The organism is Rhizobium sp. CIAT894 (genome assembly GCF_000172795.2).
Taxonomy (GTDB): domain Bacteria; phylum Pseudomonadota; class Alphaproteobacteria; order Rhizobiales; family Rhizobiaceae; genus Rhizobium.
Map to the genome: position 1 here is coordinate 1497318 of NZ_CP020947.1, position 21673 is coordinate 1518990.

Annotated in this window: 22 protein-coding genes and 1 pseudogene; 14 read left to right on the forward strand and 9 right to left on the reverse strand. The window is 60.7% G+C overall.

Going from position 1 to position 21673, the window contains the following annotated elements; all coding sequences use genetic code 11:
• Positions 1 to 2: 2 nt before the first annotated feature.
• From RHEC894_RS07470 to RHEC894_RS07495, 6 genes are all read left to right on the forward strand, one after another.
• Positions 3 to 518, forward strand: coding sequence for a MarR family winged helix-turn-helix transcriptional regulator (locus RHEC894_RS07470; RefSeq protein WP_003574072.1), 516 nt, complete (start codon positions 3 to 5; stop codon positions 516 to 518).
• A 442-nt stretch (positions 519 to 960) separates the two neighbouring features.
• Entirely contained in the window at positions 961 to 2262 is a 1302-nt protein-coding gene (locus tag RHEC894_RS07475) for a L,D-transpeptidase family protein (RefSeq protein WP_085736813.1), read from the forward strand.
• Between the two features lie 218 nt (positions 2263 to 2480).
• Positions 2481 to 3779, forward strand: a complete 1299-nt coding sequence (gene glyA, locus RHEC894_RS07480) for a serine hydroxymethyltransferase (protein ID WP_085736814.1) — start codon at positions 2481 to 2483, stop codon at positions 3777 to 3779.
• A 9-nt stretch (positions 3780 to 3788) separates the two neighbouring features.
• Positions 3789 to 4265, forward strand: a complete 477-nt coding sequence (nrdR, locus tag RHEC894_RS07485; protein ID WP_085736815.1) for a transcriptional regulator NrdR — start codon at positions 3789 to 3791, stop codon at positions 4263 to 4265.
• A gap of 3 nt (positions 4266 to 4268) precedes the next feature.
• Positions 4269 to 5576, forward strand: coding sequence for a bifunctional diaminohydroxyphosphoribosylaminopyrimidine deaminase/5-amino-6-(5-phosphoribosylamino)uracil reductase RibD (gene ribD, locus RHEC894_RS07490; protein WP_085736816.1), 1308 nt, complete (start codon positions 4269 to 4271; stop codon positions 5574 to 5576).
• Positions 5576 to 6187, forward strand: a complete 612-nt coding sequence (locus RHEC894_RS07495; protein ID WP_085736817.1) for a riboflavin synthase — start codon at positions 5576 to 5578, stop codon at positions 6185 to 6187. Before ribD ends, RHEC894_RS07495 begins: the two co-directional genes overlap by 1 nt.
• A gap of 50 nt (positions 6188 to 6237) precedes the next feature.
• Here RHEC894_RS07495 and rfbA read toward each other — a convergent pair whose 3' ends face one another.
• The 5 genes and pseudogenes from rfbA to RHEC894_RS07520 all read right to left on the reverse strand — a co-directional run bounded on the left by rfbA (position 6238) and on the right by RHEC894_RS07520 (position 11637).
• Entirely contained in the window at positions 6238 to 7107 is an 870-nt protein-coding gene (gene rfbA / locus RHEC894_RS07500; RefSeq protein ID WP_085736818.1) for a glucose-1-phosphate thymidylyltransferase RfbA, read from the reverse strand.
• Between the two features lie 10 nt (positions 7108 to 7117).
• The gene (gene rfbD / locus RHEC894_RS07505) at positions 7118 to 8005 is read right to left on the reverse strand and encodes a dTDP-4-dehydrorhamnose reductase (RefSeq protein ID WP_085736819.1); all 888 of its coding nucleotides are present in this window, start codon (positions 8003 to 8005) and stop codon (positions 7118 to 7120) included.
• Positions 8006 to 8007: 2 nt separating this feature from the next.
• Positions 8008 to 9063, reverse strand: coding sequence for a dTDP-glucose 4,6-dehydratase (rfbB, locus tag RHEC894_RS07510; protein WP_085736820.1), 1056 nt, complete (start codon positions 9061 to 9063; stop codon positions 8008 to 8010).
• Positions 9064 to 9069: 6 nt separating this feature from the next.
• Positions 9070 to 9648, reverse strand: coding sequence for a dTDP-4-dehydrorhamnose 3,5-epimerase (gene rfbC, locus RHEC894_RS07515; RefSeq protein WP_010068585.1), 579 nt, complete (start codon positions 9646 to 9648; stop codon positions 9070 to 9072).
• Positions 9638 to 11637 (reverse strand): annotated as a pseudogene (locus RHEC894_RS07520) (glycosyltransferase family 1 protein). The gene rfbC and the pseudogene RHEC894_RS07520 overlap by 11 nt, the downstream one beginning before the upstream one ends.
• A 194-nt stretch (positions 11638 to 11831) precedes the next feature.
• Here RHEC894_RS07520 and RHEC894_RS07525 point away from each other — a divergent pair.
• Complete coding sequence (locus RHEC894_RS07525) at positions 11832 to 12941, forward strand: DegT/DnrJ/EryC1/StrS family aminotransferase (protein ID WP_085738894.1); 1110 nt, start codon at positions 11832 to 11834, stop codon at positions 12939 to 12941.
• Between the two features lie 232 nt (positions 12942 to 13173).
• On the opposite strand, the gene RHEC894_RS07530 is transcribed toward RHEC894_RS07525, so the two are convergent.
• The 3 genes from RHEC894_RS07530 to RHEC894_RS07540 all read right to left on the reverse strand — a co-directional run bounded on the left by RHEC894_RS07530 (position 13174) and on the right by RHEC894_RS07540 (position 14768).
• Positions 13174 to 13689, reverse strand: a complete 516-nt coding sequence (locus RHEC894_RS07530) for a GNAT family N-acetyltransferase (protein WP_085736822.1) — start codon at positions 13687 to 13689, stop codon at positions 13174 to 13176.
• A 25-nt stretch (positions 13690 to 13714) separates the two neighbouring features.
• Positions 13715 to 14209 (reverse strand): cupin domain-containing protein, encoded by a 495-nt coding sequence (locus tag RHEC894_RS07535; RefSeq protein ID WP_085736823.1) that lies wholly within the window; start codon positions 14207 to 14209, stop codon positions 13715 to 13717.
• 199 nt (positions 14210 to 14408) lie between these two features.
• Positions 14409 to 14768 carry a hypothetical protein gene (locus RHEC894_RS07540; RefSeq protein WP_010068699.1) on the reverse strand — a complete coding sequence of 120 codons (360 nt, stop codon included), beginning with the start codon at positions 14766 to 14768 and terminating at the stop codon, positions 14409 to 14411.
• Between the two features lie 132 nt (positions 14769 to 14900).
• On the opposite strand from RHEC894_RS07540, the gene RHEC894_RS32320 reads away from it, so the two are divergent.
• From RHEC894_RS32320 to RHEC894_RS07555, 4 genes are all read left to right on the forward strand, one after another.
• Positions 14901 to 15110: a hypothetical protein gene (locus tag RHEC894_RS32320; RefSeq protein ID WP_125460950.1), complete on the forward strand. Its 210-nt coding sequence runs from the start codon at positions 14901 to 14903 to the stop codon at positions 15108 to 15110.
• A gap of 3 nt (positions 15111 to 15113) precedes the next feature.
• Positions 15114 to 15569 (forward strand): 6,7-dimethyl-8-ribityllumazine synthase, encoded by a 456-nt coding sequence (gene ribH / locus RHEC894_RS07545; RefSeq protein ID WP_010068698.1) that lies wholly within the window; start codon positions 15114 to 15116, stop codon positions 15567 to 15569.
• 3 nt (positions 15570 to 15572) lie between these two features.
• Positions 15573 to 16055 carry a transcription antitermination factor NusB gene (gene nusB, locus RHEC894_RS07550; protein WP_010068697.1) on the forward strand — a complete coding sequence of 161 codons (483 nt, stop codon included), beginning with the start codon at positions 15573 to 15575 and terminating at the stop codon, positions 16053 to 16055.
• A 197-nt stretch (positions 16056 to 16252) separates the two neighbouring features.
• Positions 16253 to 18391 (forward strand): sodium-translocating pyrophosphatase, encoded by a 2139-nt coding sequence (locus tag RHEC894_RS07555; RefSeq protein ID WP_085736824.1) that lies wholly within the window; start codon positions 16253 to 16255, stop codon positions 18389 to 18391.
• A gap of 241 nt (positions 18392 to 18632) precedes the next feature.
• Here the strand turns inward: RHEC894_RS07555 and RHEC894_RS07560 are convergent, their stop codons facing one another.
• Entirely contained in the window at positions 18633 to 19166 is a 534-nt protein-coding gene (locus tag RHEC894_RS07560; RefSeq protein WP_085736825.1) for an outer membrane protein assembly factor BamE, read from the reverse strand.
• 187 nt (positions 19167 to 19353) lie between these two features.
• On the opposite strand from RHEC894_RS07560, the gene RHEC894_RS07565 reads away from it, so the two are divergent.
• The 3 genes from RHEC894_RS07565 (at position 19354) to plsX (ending at position 21670) form a co-directional block, all read left to right on the forward strand.
• Positions 19354 to 19959 carry a ubiquinol-cytochrome C chaperone family protein gene (locus RHEC894_RS07565; protein WP_085738895.1) on the forward strand — a complete coding sequence of 202 codons (606 nt, stop codon included), beginning with the start codon at positions 19354 to 19356 and terminating at the stop codon, positions 19957 to 19959.
• Between the two features lie 11 nt (positions 19960 to 19970).
• Positions 19971 to 20525 carry a DUF177 domain-containing protein gene (locus RHEC894_RS07570; protein WP_010068747.1) on the forward strand — a complete coding sequence of 185 codons (555 nt, stop codon included), beginning with the start codon at positions 19971 to 19973 and terminating at the stop codon, positions 20523 to 20525.
• Positions 20526 to 20623: 98 nt separating this feature from the next.
• The gene (gene plsX / locus RHEC894_RS07575) at positions 20624 to 21670 is read left to right on the forward strand and encodes a phosphate acyltransferase PlsX (protein WP_085736826.1); all 1047 of its coding nucleotides are present in this window, start codon (positions 20624 to 20626) and stop codon (positions 21668 to 21670) included.
• Positions 21671 to 21673: the final 3 nt, after the last annotated feature.

Below are 21673 nucleotides of genomic sequence, written 5' to 3' on the forward strand. Positions count from 1 at the left end.
ATATGAACACGAAAATCAAGCCGCAGGCGGTATCGAACTTCCGTGACCAGCAGGATCAGGGCATCCGTGATCTTTACATGGAATCCCTTCATCTTGTTGAACGTCTGCACCGCCGTCTTCTCGACGTCATCAAGGACGAGTTCGACCGTCAGGGCCGCAGCGACGTCAACGCCATCCAGGCGCTGCTGCTTTTCAACATCGGCAATTCCGAGCTGACCGCCGGCGAGCTGCGCTCGCGTGGTTACTATCTCGGCTCCAACGTTTCCTACAACGTCAAGAAGCTGGTCGACCTCGGCTTCATCAACCACCAGCGCTCGCGCATCGACCGCCGCTCGGTCCGCATCAGCCTGACCGAAACCGGCCAGGACATCGCCGAAACGGTGGCCAAGCTCTACGAACGCCACATCACCTCGATCGACAAGGTCGGCGGCATCGGCACCGACGAGTTCACCCAGATGAACAAGCTGCTCCAGCGCCTCGATCGCTTCTGGAACGACTCGATCATGTATCGCCTTTAAGACCCCTGACCTCCTTCAGGGTTGCAGAAAATCGGACGTGTTCCCTGCACGTCCGATTTGCCGTTTGTGCCCGCGTGGCATCTTTGCAACGCAAGCCAGGCAAGCATTATCGGCTGTATTCAAGCCGTTTTTTAGCCGTTATTAACCGGCACGGTTTACCCCGTCATATGGTTCGTTGTGTCGTGTTCCCGGCAGCCGGCAGTCCTCTACCGCCCCGGCAACACGAATTGGCCATATTGGTGTGGCAGCGAAAGGCTTAACAACCGGCGCTTTCAATGGACCGATCAGGAATGTTCAGGCTTCCGCATCGCAATCTTGTGATGGGGCAAGCGGGATTTTTTGATGTGCCGGGACAAGGAATGGACAGGGATCTGCGTTAAAGCGCAGTGATTTCGCAAAGAGCCGCGGCTTCTCTTTACCGTGGCATTCAGTGGTTGGGACTATGTCGAAGAAAAACGGAAATGAAGCTCTCTCGCGCCGCGCCTTCCTTGCGTCCGCGGCAACGGTTGGCGCCAGTGCGATCGCTGCGCCGGCCTTCGCGCAATCGGCGCTCGATACGCTGATCAACGCGCCGCGCCGCGGCAACTGGGACGACCAGTTCGATGCCAAGGCGGCTTCGCGCACGGCAAGCGCCGTCGTTTCCAATACGCCGATCCTCGGCCCCCAATCGGTCGCCAGCGCCCAGCAGGCGGTCATGCAGTATCAGCAGATCGCGGCCGCCGGCGGCTGGCCGGAGGTCAATCCCGGTGACCAGAAGCTGCAGCTCGGCGTCAGCCATCCCGCAGTCCAGGCGCTGCGCCAGCGCCTGGCGATCACCGGCGACCTGCCGCGCGAGGCCGGCATGTCAAGTGCCTTCGACTCCTATGTCGACGGCGCCGTCAAGCGCTTCCAGGCCCGCCACGGCCTGCCGTCCGATGGTGTGCTCGGCGAATTCACGCTGAAGGCGATGAACATCCCCGCCGATGTCCGCCTGCAGCAGCTGAACACCAACATCATCCGCCTGCAGACGTTCCCCGAGGATCTCGGCCGCCGCCACGTGATGGTCAACATCCCGGCTGCCTATGTCGAGGCTGTCGAGGACGGCACTGTCGCGACGCGCCACACCGCGGTTGTCGGCCGTCTCAGCCGTCCGACACATCTCGTCAATTCGAAGATCTACGAGGTCATCCTCAACCCCTACTGGACCTCGCCGCGCTCGATCGTCGAGAAGGACATCATGCCGCTGATGCGCAAGGATCCGACCTATCTCGAAAAGAACGCCATCCGCTTGATCGACGGCAAGGGCAACGAAGTTGCCCCCGAGACCATCGACTGGAACGGCGAGGCGCCGAACCTGATGTTCCGCCAGGACCCCGGCAAGACCAATGCTATGGCCTCGACGAAGATCAATTTCTACAACAAGAACGGCGAGTACATGCACGACACGCCGCAGCAGGGCCTGTTCAACAAGCTGATGCGCTTCGAATCCTCTGGCTGCGTCCGCGTCCAGAACGTGCGCGACTTGTCGAACTGGCTCTTGCGCGAGACCCCAGGCTGGAACCGCCAGCAGATGGAGCAGGTGATCGCAACCGGCGTCAACACGCCGGTCAAACTCGCCACGGAAGTTCCGGTCTATTTCGTCTACATCTCCGCGTGGGGCATGCCCGACGGCATCGTCCAGTTCCGCGACGACATCTATCAGATGGACGGCAATGCCGAGCTGGCGCTCGATACCACGGCCGGCATGGAACAGCCGGCCCAGTAAGCGGCGACCTATGCATCGTGATTTGAGAGCCGCGCTTTCGGGCGCGGTTTTTTTATGCCCGGGAAGACGCTCCTCGAAGGGGGCGTCCAAGTATCGGCTGCTTGCGGTCGCAAAAGAGCGTGGAGCGCGCGCTTTGCTCAGCAAATGTCGTTCTTCGTATTGCCCTTGCCACAGCGGAAGGATAATACCTCACCGCATTCCAGTTGAGGAGCCCGCCCATGACCAATGCTTCCACCGAATCCTTCTTCAATCGCTCACTTGCGGACGTCGATCCCGAGATTTTCGGCGCGATCGGAAAGGAACTCGGTCGCCAACGGCACGAGATCGAACTGATCGCTTCTGAGAACATCGTCTCCCGCGCCGTGCTGGAAGCCCAGGGCTCCATCATGACCAACAAATATGCCGAGGGTTATCCCGGCAAGCGCTATTACGGCGGCTGCCAGTTCGTCGATATCGCCGAGGAACTGGCGATCGAGCGCGCCAAGAAGCTGTTCGGCGTCAATTTCGCTAACGTCCAGCCGAATTCCGGCTCGCAGATGAACCAGGCCGTGTTCCTGGCGCTGCTGCAGCCCGGCGATACCTTCATGGGTCTCGACCTGAATTCGGGCGGCCACCTCACGCATGGTTCGCCGGTCAACATGTCCGGCAAGTGGTTCAACGTCGTTTCCTACGGCGTGCGTGAAGGCGACAACCTGCTCGATATGGATGAAGTCGCCCGCAAGGCCGAAGAGCACAAGCCGAAGCTGATCATCGCCGGCGGCACCGCCTATTCCCGCATCTGGGATTGGAAGCGCTTCCGCGAAATCGCCGACAGCGTCGGCGCCTATCTGATGGTCGACATGGCCCACATCGCCGGCCTCGTCGCCGGTGGTCAGCACCCGTCGCCGTTCCCGCATTGCCATGTCGCCACGACCACGACCCACAAGTCGCTGCGCGGCCCGCGCGGCGGTGTCATCCTCACCAATGAAGAGGATCTGGCGAAGAAGTTCAATTCGGCAGTTTTCCCCGGCCTGCAGGGTGGCCCGCTGATGCACATCATCGCCGCCAAGGCCGTTGCCTTCGGCGAGGCGCTGCAGCCGGAGTTCAAGGACTACGCCGCCCAGGTCGTCAAGAACGCCCGTGCGCTTGCCGAAACCCTGATCGCAGGTGGCCTCGATGTCGTCTCCGGCGGCACCGACAACCATCTGATGCTGGTCGACCTGCGCAAGAAGAACGCCACCGGCAAGCGCGCCGAGGCAGCCCTCGGCCGCGCCTACGTCACCTGCAACAAGAACGGCATTCCCTTCGATCCGGAAAAGCCCTTCGTCACCTCGGGCGTGCGTCTCGGCGCACCGGCCGGTACGACGCGCGGCTTCAAGGAAGCCGAATTCCGCGAAATCGGCAATCTCATCGTCGAGGTACTCGACGGCCTGAAGGTCGCCAATTCCGATGAGGGCAACGCCGCCGTCGAAGCCGCCGTGCGCGGCAAGGTGGTCAACCTCACCGACCGCTTCCCAATGTATGACTACATGGGATAAGGAGTAGCGATGCGCTGCCCCTATTGCGGTTCGGAAGATACTCAGGTCAAGGATTCGCGACCGGCGGAGGACAATACGTCCATCCGCCGGCGGCGTATCTGTCCGGATTGCGGCGGCCGTTTCACCACCTTCGAGCGTGTGCAGCTGCGCGAACTGATGGTCACCAAGAAGACCGGCCGCAAGGTGCCTTTCGACCGCGACAAGCTGGTGCGCTCCTTCGAAGTGGCGCTGCGCAAACGTCCCGTCGAACGTGACCGCATCGAGCGTGCCGTGTCCGGCATCGTCCGCCGGCTGGAAAGCTCCGGCGAGACGGAAATTTCCTCCGAGCAGATCGGCCTGCAGGTGCTCGAAGCCATGAAGAGCCTCGACGATGTCGGCTTCGTGCGTTATGCCTCCGTCTATCGGGATTTCTCGCTTGCCGAGGATTTCGAGAAGGTCATTTCCGAAATCAACGCCAAGATCGCCCGCGACCCGCTGGACGGATGAACCATGAGCATTACGCCGGATGACGAGCGTTTCATGGCGGCGGCGATCCGCCTGTCGCGCCGGCATCTCGGCCGCACTGCCACCAACCCCTCCGTCGGTTGTCTGATTGTCAAGGACAGCGTCGTCGTCGGCCAGGCGGTCACTGCCGTCGGCGGCCGCCCGCATGCCGAACCGCAGGCGCTCGCGGAAGCCGGGGAGGCTGCCCGCGGGGCCACCGCCTATGTGACGCTCGAACCCTGCTCGCATCACGGCAAGACGCCGCCCTGCGCCGAGGCGCTGATCGCCTATGGCGTCGCCCGGGTCGTCATCAGCGTCACCGATCCCGATCCGCGCGTCTCCGGCCGCGGCATTGCCATGCTGCGCGAGGCCGGCATAGAAGTGGATGCCGGCGTACTGGAGGCGGAGGGCCGGCGTTCGCTGGCCGCCTATCTCACCCGCCAGACGAAGAACCGGCCTTATGTGACTCTCAAACTTGCCGTTTCGGCCGATGGCATGATTGGTCGCGAGGGGGAGGGTCAAGTGGCGATCACCGGCCCGGAGGCCCGCGCCGAGGTTCAGGCGCTACGCGCCGAAACCGACGCGATCCTCGTCGGCATCGGCACGGCGATATCGGATGATCCGCTGCTGACGGTGCGGACACCAGGTCTGGAGGCGCAGTCGCCGATCCGGATTGTGCTCGATCCGTCTTTGGCGTTGCCGCTGACGAGCAGGCTGGTCGCGACGGCGCGCGAAGTGCCGGTGATCTTGGTTGCAAGTGAAGAGATTTCGCCGTTAGGCTCAGAGGAAGGGTCACCCCCCTCTGTCCTGCCGGACATCTCCCCCACAAGGGGGGAGATCGGCAAGAGGCGCGATCCGAATTTTCAAGGCAGCGGGTCGCCGTTCGCAACGGAAGATGTAGGGCAGGGAGCTACCTCCCAGCCAATCTCCCCACCTGTGGGGGAGATGCCCGGCAGGGCAGAGGGGGGCGCCTCGTCCATTGACGCAGCCGACGCAGCCGCTCGCCGCGCCGCCTTCGAAGCCGCGGGTGTCGAGATCGTCTACTGCAATCCCTATCACCCGGAAGTCCTGCTACCGGCCTTGGCAACACGCGGCATTTCCTCGCTTCTGGTCGAAGGCGGCGCCAAGACGGCGCGGCTTTTCCTCGAAGCCGGCCTTGTCGATCGCATCCACCTTTACCAGGCGCCTGTCGTCATCGGCGAAGGCGGTATTGAATCCCCGCTCGATGCAACCGACATACCATCCGGTTTTACCCACATGGGCACGCAGATGTTCGGCGTTGATCGCCTGGACGAATATGAAAGAGAGAATTGATGTTCACCGGAATTGTCACTGATATCGGTACGATCGAAAGTGTTTCGGCGTTGAAGGAAGGCATCAAGCTCCGCGTCGCGACCGCTTATGATCCCTCGACCATCGATATGGGCGCCTCTATCTCTCATTCCGGCATCTGCCTCACCGTCACCGGCCTGCCTGATGAAGGCAGCAACGGCCGGTGGTTCGAGGTCGAGGCCTGGGAGGAGGCGCTGCGGCTGACGACGATCGGCACCTGGCAGCAGGGCAGCCGCATCAATCTCGAACGGTCGCTGAAGATCGGCGACGAGCTCGGCGGCCACATCGTTTCCGGCCATGTCGACGGCAAGGCGGAAATCCTCTCGGTGACATCGGAGGGCGATGCCACGCGTTACCGTTTGCGCGCGCCCGAACATCTGGCGAAATTCGTTGCCCCCAAGGGGTCGATCGCGCTCGACGGCACCTCGCTCACCGTCAACGCGGTCGATGGCACGGATTTCGACGTCCTGCTCATCCGCCACACGCTCGAAGTGACAACCTGGGGCGACCGCAAGGCCGGCGATTTCGTCAATTTCGAAGTCGACACCATGGCACGCTACGCCGCTCGGCTGGCAGAATTCCCGAGCGCCTGAATCGAAAACTTGTAGGGTTTCCTACTGGCGCGTCTGGCCGGCCAGATAGTTCACCAATCCGGGGACAGCTTCGTCAAATACTGGCCATAGGCACTCTTGCCGAGCTTCTCTGCGAGCTTGGCGAGGTCGTCCTGCGAGATGTAACCCATGCGCCAGGCGACCTCTTCCGGGCAGGCGATCTTGAATCCCTGGCGTTTCTCCAGCGTGCTGACGAAACCTGCGGCATCGTGCAGACTATCAGGCGTGCCGGTGTCGAGCCAGGCATAGCCCCGGCCCATCAGCTCCACGAACAGCTGGCCGCGCTCGAGATAGGTGCGATTGACGTCGGTGATTTCCAATTCACCGCGTGGTGACGGCTTCAGGTTGGCGGCGATATCGACCACCTGCTGGTCGTAGAAATAGAGGCCGGTTACTGCCCAGTTCGATTTCGGCTCCTTCGGCTTCTCCTCGATCGACAGCGCATTCATCTTTTCGTCAAAGCCGACAACGCCATAGCGTTCCGGATCGGTGACGTGATAGGCGAACACTGTCGCGCCTTGTTGTCGACTTGTGCCGGATTTCATGATTTCCGGCAGTCCGTGCCCATAGAAGATGTTGTCGCCGAGAACGAGTGCCGAGCTGTCGCCGTGCAGGAAGTCAGCGCCGATGATGAAGGCCTGGGCAAGGCCATCCGGGCTTGGCTGTACGGCATAGGTCAGCGAAATGCCCCATTGCGAACCGTCACCGAGAAGGCGCTTGAAGGCCTCGACGTCATGAGGCGTGGTGATAATCAGCAATTCCCTGATACCGGCGAGCATGAGAGTCGTCAGCGGATAGTAGATCATCGGCTTGTCGTAGACCGGCATCAACTGTTTCGAGACGGCCTGCGTGATCGGATGCAGACGCGTGCCCGTGCCGCCGGCGAGAATAATTCCCTTCATGCCCATCTCCTTAAAGACCTTTATTCAAAAGGTCTTGCATGACAACCGTCATGGATTTCTTCCACTCCGGGAGTCGGATTCCATATGTTCTGGCGAGCTTTTCGCCGTTGAGGCGTGAATTGGCCGGACGCTTCGCCGGTGTCGGATAGTCCGCCGTCGGGATGCGCTCGATGCGGACGCTTCTGCCGCCGGATTTAAGAAGCGCCGCGAATATCTCTTCGGCGAAATCAGCCCAACTGGCTTCGCCGCTGCCGGTCAGGTGAAAGATGCCGCGGAGCGATGGCGCAGGGTCCGCGACGATACGGGTTGCAATCGCAAGAATCGCGTCGGCGATGTCGAGTGCCGACGTCGGGCATCCTGTTTGATCGGCGACGACGCGAAGATGATCGCGCGTCTCGGAAAGCCGCAGCATCGTTTTCAGGAAATTGGCGCCAAAGGGTGAATAGACCCAGGCGGTGCGCAAGATGACGTGGTTCGGGTTCGCCGCCGCGACGGCCTTTTCGCCCGCGAGTTTCGAACGCCCGTAGACGGAGATCGGCGCCGTCGCATCCTCTTCGGAATAAGCGGAGGTCTTGTCGCCGCTGAAGACGTAGTCGGTCGAAATGTGGATGACCGGGACCCCGATCCGCGCGGCAGCCTTGGCAACCGCGCCGGCGCCTGCCGCGTTGACGGAAAAAGCAAGCTCGGCTTCGCTCTCGGCCTTGTCGACCGCCGTATAGGCGGCCGCCGAGACAATCACATCCGGGCGCAGAGCCGAGAAGGCGGCTGCGATGCTTTCGGGATCCGCAAGGTCCATTTCCGGGCGTCCGACGACGCTGACTTCGACGCCCGTTTCGGCGCCGCGTCTGAGCAGCGACTGAACGACCTGGCCCTGTTTGCCGGTGACGGCAATGCGCATCTCTATTGTCCCTTGAAAACGCCGAGGCGTTCGCCAGAGTAGACGTTTTCGCGCAGCGGCCTCCACCACCATTCGTTTTCCAAATACCAGTGCACGGTCTTCTCGATGCCGGTTTCGAAGGTCTCTTGCGCCTTCCAGCCGAGTTCGCTTTCGAGTTTCGAGGCATCGATCGCATAGCGCGCGTCGTGGCCGGGGCGGTCCGTGACGTTGGTGATCAGGTGCGCATGCGGCGCCTTGTCGCTGTAGACGCCGTCGAGAATAGCGCAGATGCGATGAACGACATCGAGGTTCCTGCGCTCATTGCGGCCGCCGACATTGTATTTTTCGCCGGGGCGCCCCTTGGATGCGATCGTGTAGAGCGCGCGGGCGTGGTCTTCGACATAAAGCCAGTCGCGAACATTCGCGCCATTGCCGTAAACCGGAAGAGGCTTGCCCTCCAGTGCGTTCAAGATCATCAGCGGAATGAGCTTTTCCGGGAAATGGAACGGGCCGTAATTGTTGGAGCAATTGGAGACGACGACCGGCAGGCCGTAGGTGCGGTGCCAGGCAATCGCCAGATGGTCGCTCGCGGCCTTGGAGGCGGAGTAGGGCGAGGACGGATCGTAGGGCGTCGTCTCCTCGAAGAGGCCCTGGTCGTCGAGCGAGCCGTAGACCTCGTCCGTCGAGACATGCAGAAAGCGGAAGGCGCTCTTGCTGTGCGCGTCAAGCCCATCCCAATAGTGCCGTGCGGCATCCAGCAGGCTGAATGTGCCGACGATATTGGTCTGAATGAAATCGGCAGCGCCCGAGATCGAGCGGTCGACATGGCTCTCGGCCGCGAGATGCATGACGATATCAGGGCGGAAGGATGCGAATGCTTCCTGCATCCTGGCGCGGTCGCAGATGTCGGCGTGCAGGAATTGATAGTTCGGCGCCGATTCGACGGATTTCAGTGATGCGAGATTACCGGCATAAGTCAGCGCGTCGACATTCAGCACCTCGGCGCCGATCTCGCTGACGAGATGGCGCACCAATGCCGATCCGATGAAGCCCGCTCCGCCCGTAACCAATATGCGCATCGTCGATCAATCCTGGGGTTGCTGTGCTGAATAGGAAAAATGGCTTGGCAGATCGGCGAGCCGCGGCAGCGTCTTGTCCTTGTCGGACGATACCATGTCTTTCTCATCGAAGGGCCAGCGAATGCCGATCGCCGGATCGTTCCACGCGATGCCGCGATCATGCTGCGGGCTGTAGGGTGCGGTTACCTTGTAGCTGATGACGCTGTTCGGCTCGATCGTTACGAATCCGTGTGCGAAACCGGCCGGTATCCAGAGCTGCATGCCGGTTTCCGGCGAGAGCTCCTGAGAGAGCCATTTGCCGAAGCTCGGTGATCCCACGCGGATATCGACGACGACATCCATGATCCGGCCGGCAAGGCAGCGCACCAGTTTGCCCTGCGCGAAAGGCCCTATCTGGAAATGCAGCCCTCGGACGGTGCCGGCCACCGCCGAAAGCGATTCATTGTCCTGGACGAACGTGACGTCGGCCACATTTTCCCGGAACCAGGCATCCTTGAATACTTCGGAGAAGTAGCCGCGGTGATCGCCGAAGCGTGGCGGCGTGATTGCAACGATGCCCTCGATGGCCGCTGTCTCAATACGCATGGCTTACCTTTTCTGCGGCCTTCATCAAGCGCCTGCCTTCATGACGCTCATCAGCATCTCTGCCTGCGAGCGGCTCCGCATGGCCGCAAAGCCTGTCGCGGCAATGGCATCGCGCTCGTCTGCATCTGCGATCAGCTTGTAGCAGCGCTCGATCATGTCGTCATAGGGCTCGATTGCCAAGCCGCCGATGAAGGCCTGGAGGTCCGGATCGCGGATGTCGCCTTCCGTCAGCACGCAAACGCGATTGGCGAGCAGATAGGAAATGCGCACGATCTCGAAGACGCCGCTCGCATAATGATGGATGTTGATGACGATCTTGGCGCGGGCAATCGCAGCATCGCGTTCGGCACCATAGATGTTGAAGAGGTGCGCGACCTTGAGCCCGCTGTCGTTCAACGTCTTCAGGATATGGTGGCGACGTTCGTTCATCGAGCCGTAGAAGAGGACGTCGATATCCTTGACGGGATTGTGCTGAATCTGGCTCAGGCAACCGCTGTAACCGATTTCCAGAACACCGGCGTGATCGATACCCTTGGCGGCAAGATTTTCGCGGTTGCGCGGGCTGTAGTCGAGCACCGGCATCGCCCTCAGGATCGAGGTATAGCGCGAATTGATCCAGTTGCTTTCTTCGGACACCTGCTCGAGGTTGATGATGACGCTGTCTTTCGGCAGATGGCCGACGATCTCAGTGGGGAGAAGATTGCCGCCGTAGATGATCGGCGCACGGCCGGCAAATGCGTTCATATCGCGGACGATCGGTGCCGAGCCGCCGAGTTCTTCGAAGGCACCTTGCAGGCCGAGCGCAACTTCGTCGAAGGCGTGGCTGTGATTGTAATTTTCGGGCGTCACGATCCAGATGCAATGACGGTCCTTGTGTTCCTGCCATCCGCCGGCGAAAGGCTGCAACAGCGGCTGCTCGATTTTCGGCGCGGCCGATATTGCGGGCCTTTCCGTTCGTACCGGCTGCGGGCCTGGAGAGATGCCTGGAGTCTGCTGAGCATAGGCGCGCAGCAATTCGCGGCCGCCGATGAACTGGCCGCGCGGCATCCAGGCGGGCGGATCATCAGCCATCCAGATCAGATGCGGCTGCTTGACGAGCGGCTGGCGGCCTTCCTGCCACGAGGTCAGGAGAGCCTCGTCCCGACTCTTCAGAAAGGCTTCCTTGGCGGCGAAGAGGCCATGCAGCATCCGGCCGAGGCGGGTACCGAACTTCCATTCGAAATCGGCAAGAGCCGGTACGAAGGCGGCGATTTTCAATCCGGAGGCGGCAGCCTGCTGGACATAGAGCCCGAGCAGGCGCTCGATCACGAAGGGGCGCATCTTCGCGTTGGCATCGCGCGAATAGTGAGCCGTCCCGGCATAGGCGGCGCCGGCCGGCGTGCCGGCACGCGCTTGATGTTCCAGCGATTCGAGAATGCGTTCGCAAAAAGCGAAATAGCCGGACCAGAATTTCCGATTGCCGCAGAAATAGTTGCAGAATGCGAAGGCGGTCTTGTCCTGCGGCGGTGCGATCGGATAGCCCAGCTCCTGTATATGCAGAAAGATAGGCTCCATGCCGGGGTGACCGCCAAGCAGCGAATGTTCCCAGACGTTGCTATAGATCGCCGCGTGGCCGATCAGCGGATTGTAGAGATAAGCATCCGCACCTTCCGCCCTGGCCTTTTCCGCTTCCGTAACGAAGGACGGGAAGCTCGTCACCGACTTCATCTCGAATTTGCTCGAAAGCAGCCCCCAGAATACGTCGTCGCCGAGGCCGATTGCCTCGTGATGCTGATGCAGGGTGAGGAAGAGTTCATATTCGCGGGTCGTCGCCTGTGTATTGAACGAGATGTCGAACGGCATGGCCGCCGCATCGAGCTGGCTGCGCTGCAAAGGATCAAGATAGGGCTGATAGATAATGACGGATCCAGTGCTGGCCGCTTTCTCCGTGAGGAGCGCCAAATCGGGAAGACCGGCCGGCAGGGAAGAAATGGGCTGATTGATCGTCAAGGTATTGTCCTTCGCGCTTGGCGCCGTCTTCGTGATTCATGAAACAGCATTCGGCTGGTTCGGGTGCCGACTATTGGGAGTGAAGCTTGCGCCACACTGTTGGCAGGAATTTCGCTGGTCAGCTTGGGAACAGGTTAGGCCGTGATGTTCGTGTCAGGCCAACTGCGTGATAGTGCCTAACTTTGGACGGCGTCATGAAAAACGAAAAGATCTATGTAACGAAGCCCAGCCTGCCGCCGCTCGAAGAATTCATTCCTTCGCTGGAAGCGATCTGGAACAATCGCATCCTGACCAATGGCGGGCCATTCCACGAGCAACTGGAGCAGGAGCTCTGCAGCCATCTCGGCGTGAAGCACATCAGCCTGTTTTCGAACGCTACCGTTGCGCTGCTGACGGCGCTTCAGGCGCTCCGCGTCACGGGCGAAGTCATTACCACGCCCTATTCCTTCGTGGCCACTTCGCATTCACTTCTCTGGAACGGCTTAAAACCCGTCTTCGTCGACATCGACCCGGTGACGCTCAATCTCGATCCAACGAAGATCGGGGCGGCGATCACGCAGCAGACGACGGCGATCATGCCGGTGCATTGCTACGGCCACCCTTGCGACGTCGATTCGATCCAGAAGATCGCCGATCTCTATAATCTCAAGGTCATCTATGACGCCGCCCATGCCTTTGGCGTGGAAGACGAACGAGGAAGCATTCTCAATCACGGTGACCTTTCCATCCTGAGCTTCCACGCGACGAAGGTCTTCAACACATTCGAAGGCGGGGCCATTATCTGCCCTGATGTCAAGACGAAGACCCGAATCGACCAGCTGAAGAACTTCGGTTACGTCGATGAAGTGACCGTGGTGGCGCCAGGCACCAACGGCAAGATGAGCGAATTCAACGCTGCGCTCGGCCTGTTGCAGCTGAAATACATCAAGTTCGCCTTGGAAAGGCGTGAGCTCATCGACCGTGCATACCGTGAGCGGCTTCATGGCGTTGCGGGCATAAAATGTCTGGATCGTTCCGGCGAGATCGTCTCCAACTTCTCTTATTTCCCGATCCTCATACGCCCTGAATATCCCATTTCGCGCGACGGGCTCTACGAGTTGCTGAAGGAAAACAGCATTCATCCGCGCCGTTATTTCTATCCGCTGATTTCAAGCTTCTCGATGTACCGCAGCCTGCCTTCCGCGCAGCCTGCGAATCTGCAGGTCGCAACCGAAGCCGCTCTGCAGGTGCTCTGCCTTCCCATCTATCCTGATATGGAGATGGAGATCGTCGACAAGGTCTGCGCGCTCATCAAGTCGGCCTGACGCACGGTATCCCGTACTGTCATCTCACACCGCAGATCCGAAAGTATCTGCGGTGTGAGATCGTGCCACGAGCGTCGGGCCGGTGCGGTTGGCGCTATGTTGACCGCTTGGCAGAATTCCCTAGAACAGGATGATTTAAGGCCGGGTCGGCCTTAAATCTGAATCCTGTTCTAAATTAAAGAGTTAGAGCATGAGTCGCCCGAAAACCGCTCACACTTTTCGGCATCATGCTCTAGCGCGAAAACTGAATGACTTCCCCATTATAATGCGTGCGCACCGTCTCGCGAAACCCGAGCTTGGCTGCGACCCTGAGCGAAGCCTGGTTCTCCGGGCTTATGATGCAGCTCATCGGCTTTCCCGGAAAATAGCGCTCGGCCCAGCCGATCAGCGCATTCAGCGCCTCGGTGGCATAGCCGCGGCCGTGCGCCGAGGGCATGAGCGCCCAGCCGAGCTCCATCGTTCCCTCGATCGGGGGATCCATCTCCCGGCGGGATTCCATGAAGCCCGCTTCGCCGATGAAGCGGCCGCTCGCTTTCTCGACGATTGCAAGAAAGCCGAAGCCCATATGGTGCCACATGCCGGCCAGGCGCAGCATGCGGCTCCAGCTCTGTTCCCGCGTCGAGGCCACGCCGCTGATGAAGCGCACGACGTCCTCGTCCGCCCAGAGTGCTGCATGCGCCTCGAAATCGTCGAGATGGTGAGGGCGAAGCTTCAGTCGCTCCGTTTCGAGGCTCGGAATATCGGTCATATCGGATCCTTATGGAATCGCGCGCTCAAGCGCCGGGTTCGCCGTCCCAGTAGTCGAGGTCGCCTTGCTGCCGTCCGATATGACGGAAGCGCCCGGCCTTTCGGTTCGTCTTGGCGAGGAACTTTCCGGAATCGGGGTATTCGACAATCTCGGTCTTCGCCATCGTCGAGATGCCGAGATAGACGAGGGTGGCCGTGCCGGTGTTGATGATCTGGTGCGCCGTTTCCGGTCCGCCGGCCGGCGCGCCGAGCACGTCGCCTGCCTTGATCGGATGGCGCTCGTCGCCGAAGCGGTATTCGCCGGCGCCCGCAATCACATAGAAAAGCTCGTCTTCGACATGATGATTATGGAAGGGGCAGCCCGTTTTGCCCGGCGGTACTTCGTTGTAGCTGACGCCGAGGCCGGCCAGGCCGAGAAGCGTGCCGAGCGAGGTGTCGGCGCCTTCATAGAACTCGCCCTGTTTCCAGTGGTCGAGCTTGAGACCGGCGATATTGATCACCGCCTTCGATTCCCTGGTCATGATGTCCTCCTGTTGCCGCAAGAGAAGCCATCATCTGAGGAAAATTCAATGCCCATTTCAGAAATCCCCGGCATGGGCGGAGAGGAGACCGCCGCCCATGCTGTGAGCGCCGCACATCGGAGAGGACGCCACGACGCTCGATTCCGTTCACCCGCATCCCGCAAGATCGGTTTCGATTTTTCGGGATGCGCTGGAGCCGTCAGCGGACATAGAAGGTCAGGCTTCCATCGGCTGCCTGCTCGGCATTGACGATGTTGCGGACGTCGACGCCTTCATTGTTGAGACGGTGGGCAAGCGACCGGTTGGCGTCGATCGAGGCCTGAATGCCGCGTATTGCCTGGCCGGAACGTTCCGGCGCCGAGCGCGGACCGGTGCTTTCGTCGTCGAGGTTGCGCCAGTTGTGGACCTGCTCGACATTGAAATCATTGCCCTGGAAGGTCCGGAGTGTCTGCTCGATGCCCTGGGCCGTGTTCATCCCGAGGCTTTCGGCCCGGCTGACACCGGCAAATGCGAGAGAGGAGAGGGCAGCTGCAATGGTGAGGGTGACAACGCGGTTCATGATGGTATCCTTTCATCTGCTTTGACGGTCGGCTGTCTTTGCAGGGGATCGTCTGCGTCACGATATGGAATTGGCGTTGGCCCTTTCGCGATTCAATGGGTTAAGCCACTGAAAACACATTAAGAATTGTTCATGAAAACGGCCTTCGAATTGCCGTTTTCCAGGCATTCGGAAACGCGGGTTTCAGACGCTTGCCCGGTGACGCAAGCGCGGCGCGGCTATCCCCTTGCGGATATTTCTTCTTTGGCGTTGCGGCATCGGCCGAAAGTGCTTGCCATTCTGATGAAGGCATGTTTTGACCGCGGGCTGCCGAGTGGAAAACGCCCCACAAAACGAAGGTGAACCATGCCGAGAGAGACCGCTCCCCATATTTTGATCGTTGAAGCCCGCTTCTACGACGACATGGCCGATGCCCTGCTCGAAGGCGCGACCTTCGCGTTGCAGGAGGCCGGCGCCACCTTTGAGGTCGTCACAGTTCCCGGCGCACTGGAAATTCCGGCGGCGATTGCCATGTCGCTCGATGGAAACGACAATGGCGGAACGCATTATGACGGCTATGTCGCGCTCGGCATGGTCATTCGCGGCGAGACCTATCACTTCGATATCGTGTCGAACGAATCCTCGCGCGCTTTGATGGATCTTGCGGTCAGTGAGTCCCTTGCTATCGGCAACGGCATCCTGACCGTCGAAAACGACGAACAGGCATGGGCGCGCGCACGCCGCTCGGACAAGGACAAGGGCGGATTTGCCGCTCGCGCAGCTCTGACCATGATCGAGCTGAAGCAGAAACTGGGTGCATAACGAATGAACGACGACAAGACGGAACGGCCGGTCAAGACTGCGAACCAGCGGGGCGCTGCCCGCCTTGCTGCCGTTCAGGCGCTTTATCAGATGGATGTCGGCGGCACCGGCGTTCTGGAGATCGTCGCCGAATACGAGGCGCATCGTCTTGGCCAGGAACTCGACGGCGCGACCTATCTGAAGGCCGATGCCGCCTGGTTCCGTTCCATCGTCTCCGGCGTCGTGCGCGATCAGGTTCGCCTCGATCCGCTGATTGCCGCAGCGCTGCAGGATGATTGGGCCTTGTCGCGCCTCGACAGCACCGTGCGCGCCATCCTGCGCGCCGGCGTTTTCGAGATCACCGACCGCAAGGACGTCCCGGTGGCGGTCATCGTCACCGAATATGTCGAGATCGCCCAGGCCTTTTTCGAGGACGACGAGCCGAAACTCGTCAACGCCGTGCTCGACCGCATCGCCAAGCAGGTCCGCGGCGAGGCGAAGAAGTAAGTCCTTAGCCGCCAAACAATCTCCCTAAGTCTTTCTTGGCACTGCAACGGTTTTCGCCCGTTGCGGTCTTGACGCCACGTGATCGACCACGCAATCTCCGCACCGCTTAGCTGTGGCATTTCTGTGGAGAGGAAGCGAGTCGGCGGCGTATCTGCCGGAGAAGGAGTGAGCTCCGGCCTATGGGAGGAAAGAGCGAAATGACCATTCTTTTATGCGTAATTGCATGCGGTCTGCTCTCGGTGGTCTATGCCGCCTGGGCAACCCGGTCGGTGCTTGCCGCCGATCAGGGCAACAGCCGGATGCAGGAGATCGCGGGTTATATCCGCGAAGGCGCTCAAGCGTATCTGACGCGCCAGTACAGAACCATTGCCCTTGTCGGCGTTGTCGTTTTCATCGCAGCCTGGCTGCTTCTTTCCGCCGAGGCCGCCATCGGCTTCCTGATCGGCGCCATACTATCAGGTGCTGCCGGCTTTATCGGCATGCACGTCTCCGTTCGCGCCAATGTGCGCACCGCCCAGGCGGCTTCCGCCAGCCTCTCCGCCGGCCTCGACATCGCCTTCAAATCAGGTGCGATCACCGGCATGCTGGTGGCCGGCCTCGCACTGCTCGGCGTCTCCATCTACTATACCATTCTGACCGTCGGCCTCGGCCATGAGAGCGGCTCGCGCGAAGTCATCGATGCGCTGGTGGCGCTCGGCTTCGGCGCTTCGCTGATCTCGATCTTTGCCCGTCTCGGCGGCGGCATCTTCACCAAGGGCGCCGATGTCGGCGGCGACCTTGTCGGCAAGGTGGAAGCCGGCATTCCCGAGGACGATCCGCGCAACCCGGCAACGATTGCCGATAACGTCGGCGACAATGTCGGCGACTGCGCCGGCATGGCCGCCGACCTTTTCGAGACCTATGCGGTTTCCGTCGTCGCCACCATGGTCCTTGCCGCGATCTTCTTTGCCGGTGCGCCGATCCTCCAGTCTGCGATGATCTATCCGCTGGCGATCTGCGGCGCCTGCATCATCACCTCGATCATCGGCAGCTTCTTCGTCAAGCTCGGCTCGAACGGCTCGATCATGGGCGCCCTCTACAAGGGCCTCATCGTCACCGGCCTGCTGTCGATCGTCGGTCTTGGCGCCGCTACCTCGCTGACGGTCGGCTGGGGCTCGCTCGGCGCGATCGGAGGCGTCGACATTTCAGGCACGCACCTGTTCTTCTGCGGCGTCGTTGGCCTCCTCGTCACCGCGCTGATCGTGGTGATCACTGAATATTATACCGGCACCGGCAAGCGTCCGGTCGTCTCGATCGCCCAGGCTTCGGTCACCGGTCACGGCACCAATGTCATACAGGGCCTGGCCGTCTCGCTGGAATCGACGGCACTGCCGGCGATCGTCATCGTTGGCGGCATTCTCACCACCTATCAGCTCGGCGGCCTTTTCGGCACTGGTATTGCGGTCACCGCGATGCTGGGCATTGCCGGGATGATCGTCGCGCTCGACGCGTTCGGACCGGTGACGGACAATGCCGGCGGTATCGCCGAAATGTCGCATCTGCCGCCGGAGGTGCGCAAATCCACGGATGCGCTCGATGCTGTCGGTAACACGACCAAAGCCGTCACCAAGGGTTATGCCATTGGTTCGGCCGGTCTCGGCGCATTGGTTCTCTTCGCAGCCTACTCCTACGATCTCAAATATTTTGCGGCGAATGGCGACAAATTCCCTTATTTCGCCGGCATAGGCGATATCTCCTTCGATCTTTCCAACCCCTATGTGGTGGCCGGATTGATCTTCGGCGGTCTCGTTCCCTATCTTTTCGGCGGTATCGCAATGACCGCCGTCGGCCGTGCGGCAGGCGCGATCGTCGAGGAAGTCCGCCGTCAGTTCAAGGAAAAGCCGGGCATCATGCAGGGCACGGAAAAGCCGGATTACGGCAAGGCCGTTGACCTTCTGACCAAGGCGGCGATCCGCGAGATGATCGTGCCGTCGCTCTTGCCGGTGCTGGCGCCCATCGTCGTCTATTTCGGCGTGCTTCTCATCTCCGGCTCCAAGGCCTCGGCCTTTGCTGCGCTCGGCGCATCGCTGCTCGGCGTCATCATCAATGGCCTCTTCGTCGCCATCTCGATGACATCGGGCGGCGGCGCCTGGGACAATGCCAAGAAGAGCTTCGAGGACGGTTTCGTCGACAAGGATGGCATGCGTCACATGAAGGGCTCGGATGCGCACAAGGCCTCCGTCACCGGCGATACCGTCGGCGATCCCTACAAGGATACTGCCGGCCCGGCCGTCAACCCGGCGATCAAGATCACCAACATCGTGGCGTTGCTGCTTCTCGCCGTTCTCGCCGGTTGATGCCGCAATAGCGGCTGGCAGCCCCTCACCCTAACCCTCTCCCCGTAAAAACGGGGAGAGGGGACGTGCCCTGCGAGAGGTAAATGGGAACGGAGAGGTCGAGGTTTGGTCCCTTCGCCCCGTTTACGGGGAGAAGGTGCCGGCAGGCGGATGAGGGGCCGGCATCGGCAATCTCCCGAGCCGCGATGAAGTAAAAAACCCGCCGGAGCGATCCGGCGGGTTTTTCGAACGAGGCGTTGGCTCAGCGCAGGCTGCTCGGGTTCTGCGGCGTGCCGCCGGCGCCGCCGCCGAACAGGCTGCGGGCGGCGCTCGCGGCGCTGCCGCCGGAGAGCATCTGCTGCAGGAAGGTGAGTTCCTTGCCGCCGGTCGGCGTGACGCGTCCGATCGTGTCGAACACCTTGCCGTCCTGCAGGGTGTAATTGGCGCGGCGGCTCACAACGCCGTCCTTGTCGAAATAGATCGCCAGAACGCTCTGGTCGACGACCTTCAGCTTCTGGAAGGCGACGGCACGGGTGCGCCGCTGCGAGATGTAATAGAAGACTTCGCCGTCGAAGGTCGCCGTCGTCGACGGGGTGCCGAGCGAAAGCAGCACTTGCTCGCGGCTCGAGCCTTCCGGAACGAGGTTCAGCGACTGCTGGTCGGCGACATATCCACCATTGAGCACGGTGCTCGTCTGGCAACCGGAAAGGGCTGATGTGGAGGCGATTATCAAGGCAATGGCCGCACTGCTGAAGAATTTCACGTCAGACTTGAAATACCGTTTCTTCAACGACATCTACTCCCTTGAGTATCGATAGCAGCCATTCTGGGCCTTGCACGCTTACCTCCTGCAAAACCATTGTGGCCATTCCGGGTCGAATATCCCGAATTCGCTTCGCCGACGCATCGAAGGCGTCGTCCCGAAACTGGCCACGATCGGCATTGCAATTCGCGCCTGCTTCGGTAAACCAGCTTTCGAAATCATGCAACAAGGCCAGAGGCCAGCCGGCGTGAAGAATGAGGCATTTCCGGAAAAAACAATGATCTTCGGGCTCTTCCGCAAGAAAAACAACAATCAGGCAATCGTCGACCGGCAATATGCGGCGCTCACGGCGGCTGCGCGCATGCCGGAGATCTATGAGCGGCTCAATGTGCCGGATACGGTCATGGGCCGTTTCGAGATGTTGTCGATCGTCATGATTCTGTTTTTTCGCCGCACGCGCAGCTCCGCCACCAGCGGCCAGGAGATCGCCCAGGAGATCGTCGACGCCTTCTTCCAGGATATCGACTATTCGATCCGTGAACTTGGCATCGGCGACAACAGCGTGCCGAAGCGCATGAAGAAGCTTGCCGGCATGTTTTACGGCCGGCTCGAAGCCTATTCGAAGGCGATGGACGTACGCGATGCCGAAGCGCTCGCTCTCGCTCTTCAACGCAATATCTATCCCGAAACCGCTGCACCGGCCGATATGGCCGGCCTCGCCGGATGGATGACGGCGGCGGAATCGCATCTGTCGGCCCTCGCCGAAGAGGTGATCGCCACCGGTACGGCAACGCTGCCGCCGGTTGCTCACCCGCCGGCTGCCTGAAGGAGGAAACGATGAAGAACGATCGGGACGAAGTTCCCTTCTCCTATCACGTCAAGGTCGGCCATATCTCGGCCAACCCCGTCGAGGTCCATGTCGAGGCCGACGCCAGCGAATTGAAGGCGCTCGCCAAAAGCTGGAACGTCGTCTCCGTTGACGATCTGAGCGCCGATCTGCAGATTGCCCGCTGGAAGCGCGACGGCGTGCGCATCAAGGGCCGCGTTCAGGCGAAGATCGTCCAGTCCTGCGTCGTGACGCTGGAACCGGTCGAATCCGCCATCGACGAGAGCTTCGAGCAGATCTTCGTGCCGGAGGACTCCAAACTTGCCCGCCAGCCCGGTAACGACGCTGGCGAGATGTTGCTCGATCCCGACGGCCCCGATCTGCCCGAGACCTTTGTCGGCGATACGATCGATGCAGGCGAGGTGGTTGCCGAATTTGCCGCTCTCGCGATCGATCCCTATCCGCGCAAGGAGGGCATCGAATTCGCAGGCCATATCGAGGACAGCGGCGAGAACGACAAAAAGCCCTCGGCTTTCGCTGCTCTCAAAGATTGGAAAAAGGACTGAAGCGTCTCTGGCATTTGATATAATTCAGTTGTAAGCGACGCCAAAACCGGTATTTTGGCCGAAATTTCGCCCTCGGCGAAAAGAAGGATCAGGGACGCGTGATCAGAATATCTCTCGACCTCATGGGTGGCGACTTTGGTCCCCAGGTTGTCATCCCCGGCGCCGCCAAGGCGCTGGATCGGCATCCGGATATTTCCTTCGTTTTCTATGGTCTCAAGGAACAGTGCGATCCGGTTCTCGCCAGGTTTCCGAAACTCAAGGAAAAATCGCTCTTTCACGACTGCGAGCTCGCCGTCGGCATGGATGAGAAGCCGAGCCAGGCGCTGCGCCGCGGCCGCTATATCTCCACCATGTGGCGTTCGATCGAGGCGGTGAAGACGGGGGAGGCCGATGTTGCGGTCTCGGCCGGTAATACCGGCGCGCTGATGGCGATGGCGAAGTTCTGTCTGCGCACCATGGCCAATATCGAGCGCCCGGCGATCGCCGCGATCTGGCCGACGCTGAAGGGTGAAAGCATCGTGCTCGACGTCGGTGCGACGATCGGTGCCGATGCCCAGCAGCTGATGGATTTTGCCCTGATGGGCGGCGCCATGGCGCGTGCGCTATTCGAGGTCGAACGTCCGACGGTCGGCCTGCTGAATGTCGGCGTCGAGGAGATGAAGGGCCAGGAAGAGGTCAAGGAGGCCGGCCGGCTGTTGCGCGAGGCGAATATCGATTCGCTCGAATATTCCGGCTTTGTCGAGGGCAACGACCTTGGCAAGGGCACGGTCGACGTCGTCGTCACCGAAGGATTTTCCGGCAATATCGCGCTGAAGACCGCCGAAGGCACCGCCAAGCAGATCGGCGAATATCTGCGCGCCGCCATGTCGCGCACGCTGCTCGCCCGCATCGGCTATCTCTTCGCCAAAAGCGCTTTCGATCTGCTTCGCGAGAAGCTCGATCCGAGCAAGGTCAATGGCGGCGTGTTTCTCGGCCTGAACGGCATTGTCATCAAGAGCCATGGTGGAGCGAATGCCGAAGGCATCGCAGCCGCCATCGAAGTCGGCTACGACATGGCCAAGAACGGCCTCAATCAGAAAATAGAAAACGATCTTAAGAAATATCATGCCAAGCGGCTGCCCCCGATGGGCCCGGAAGCTGCATGAGCG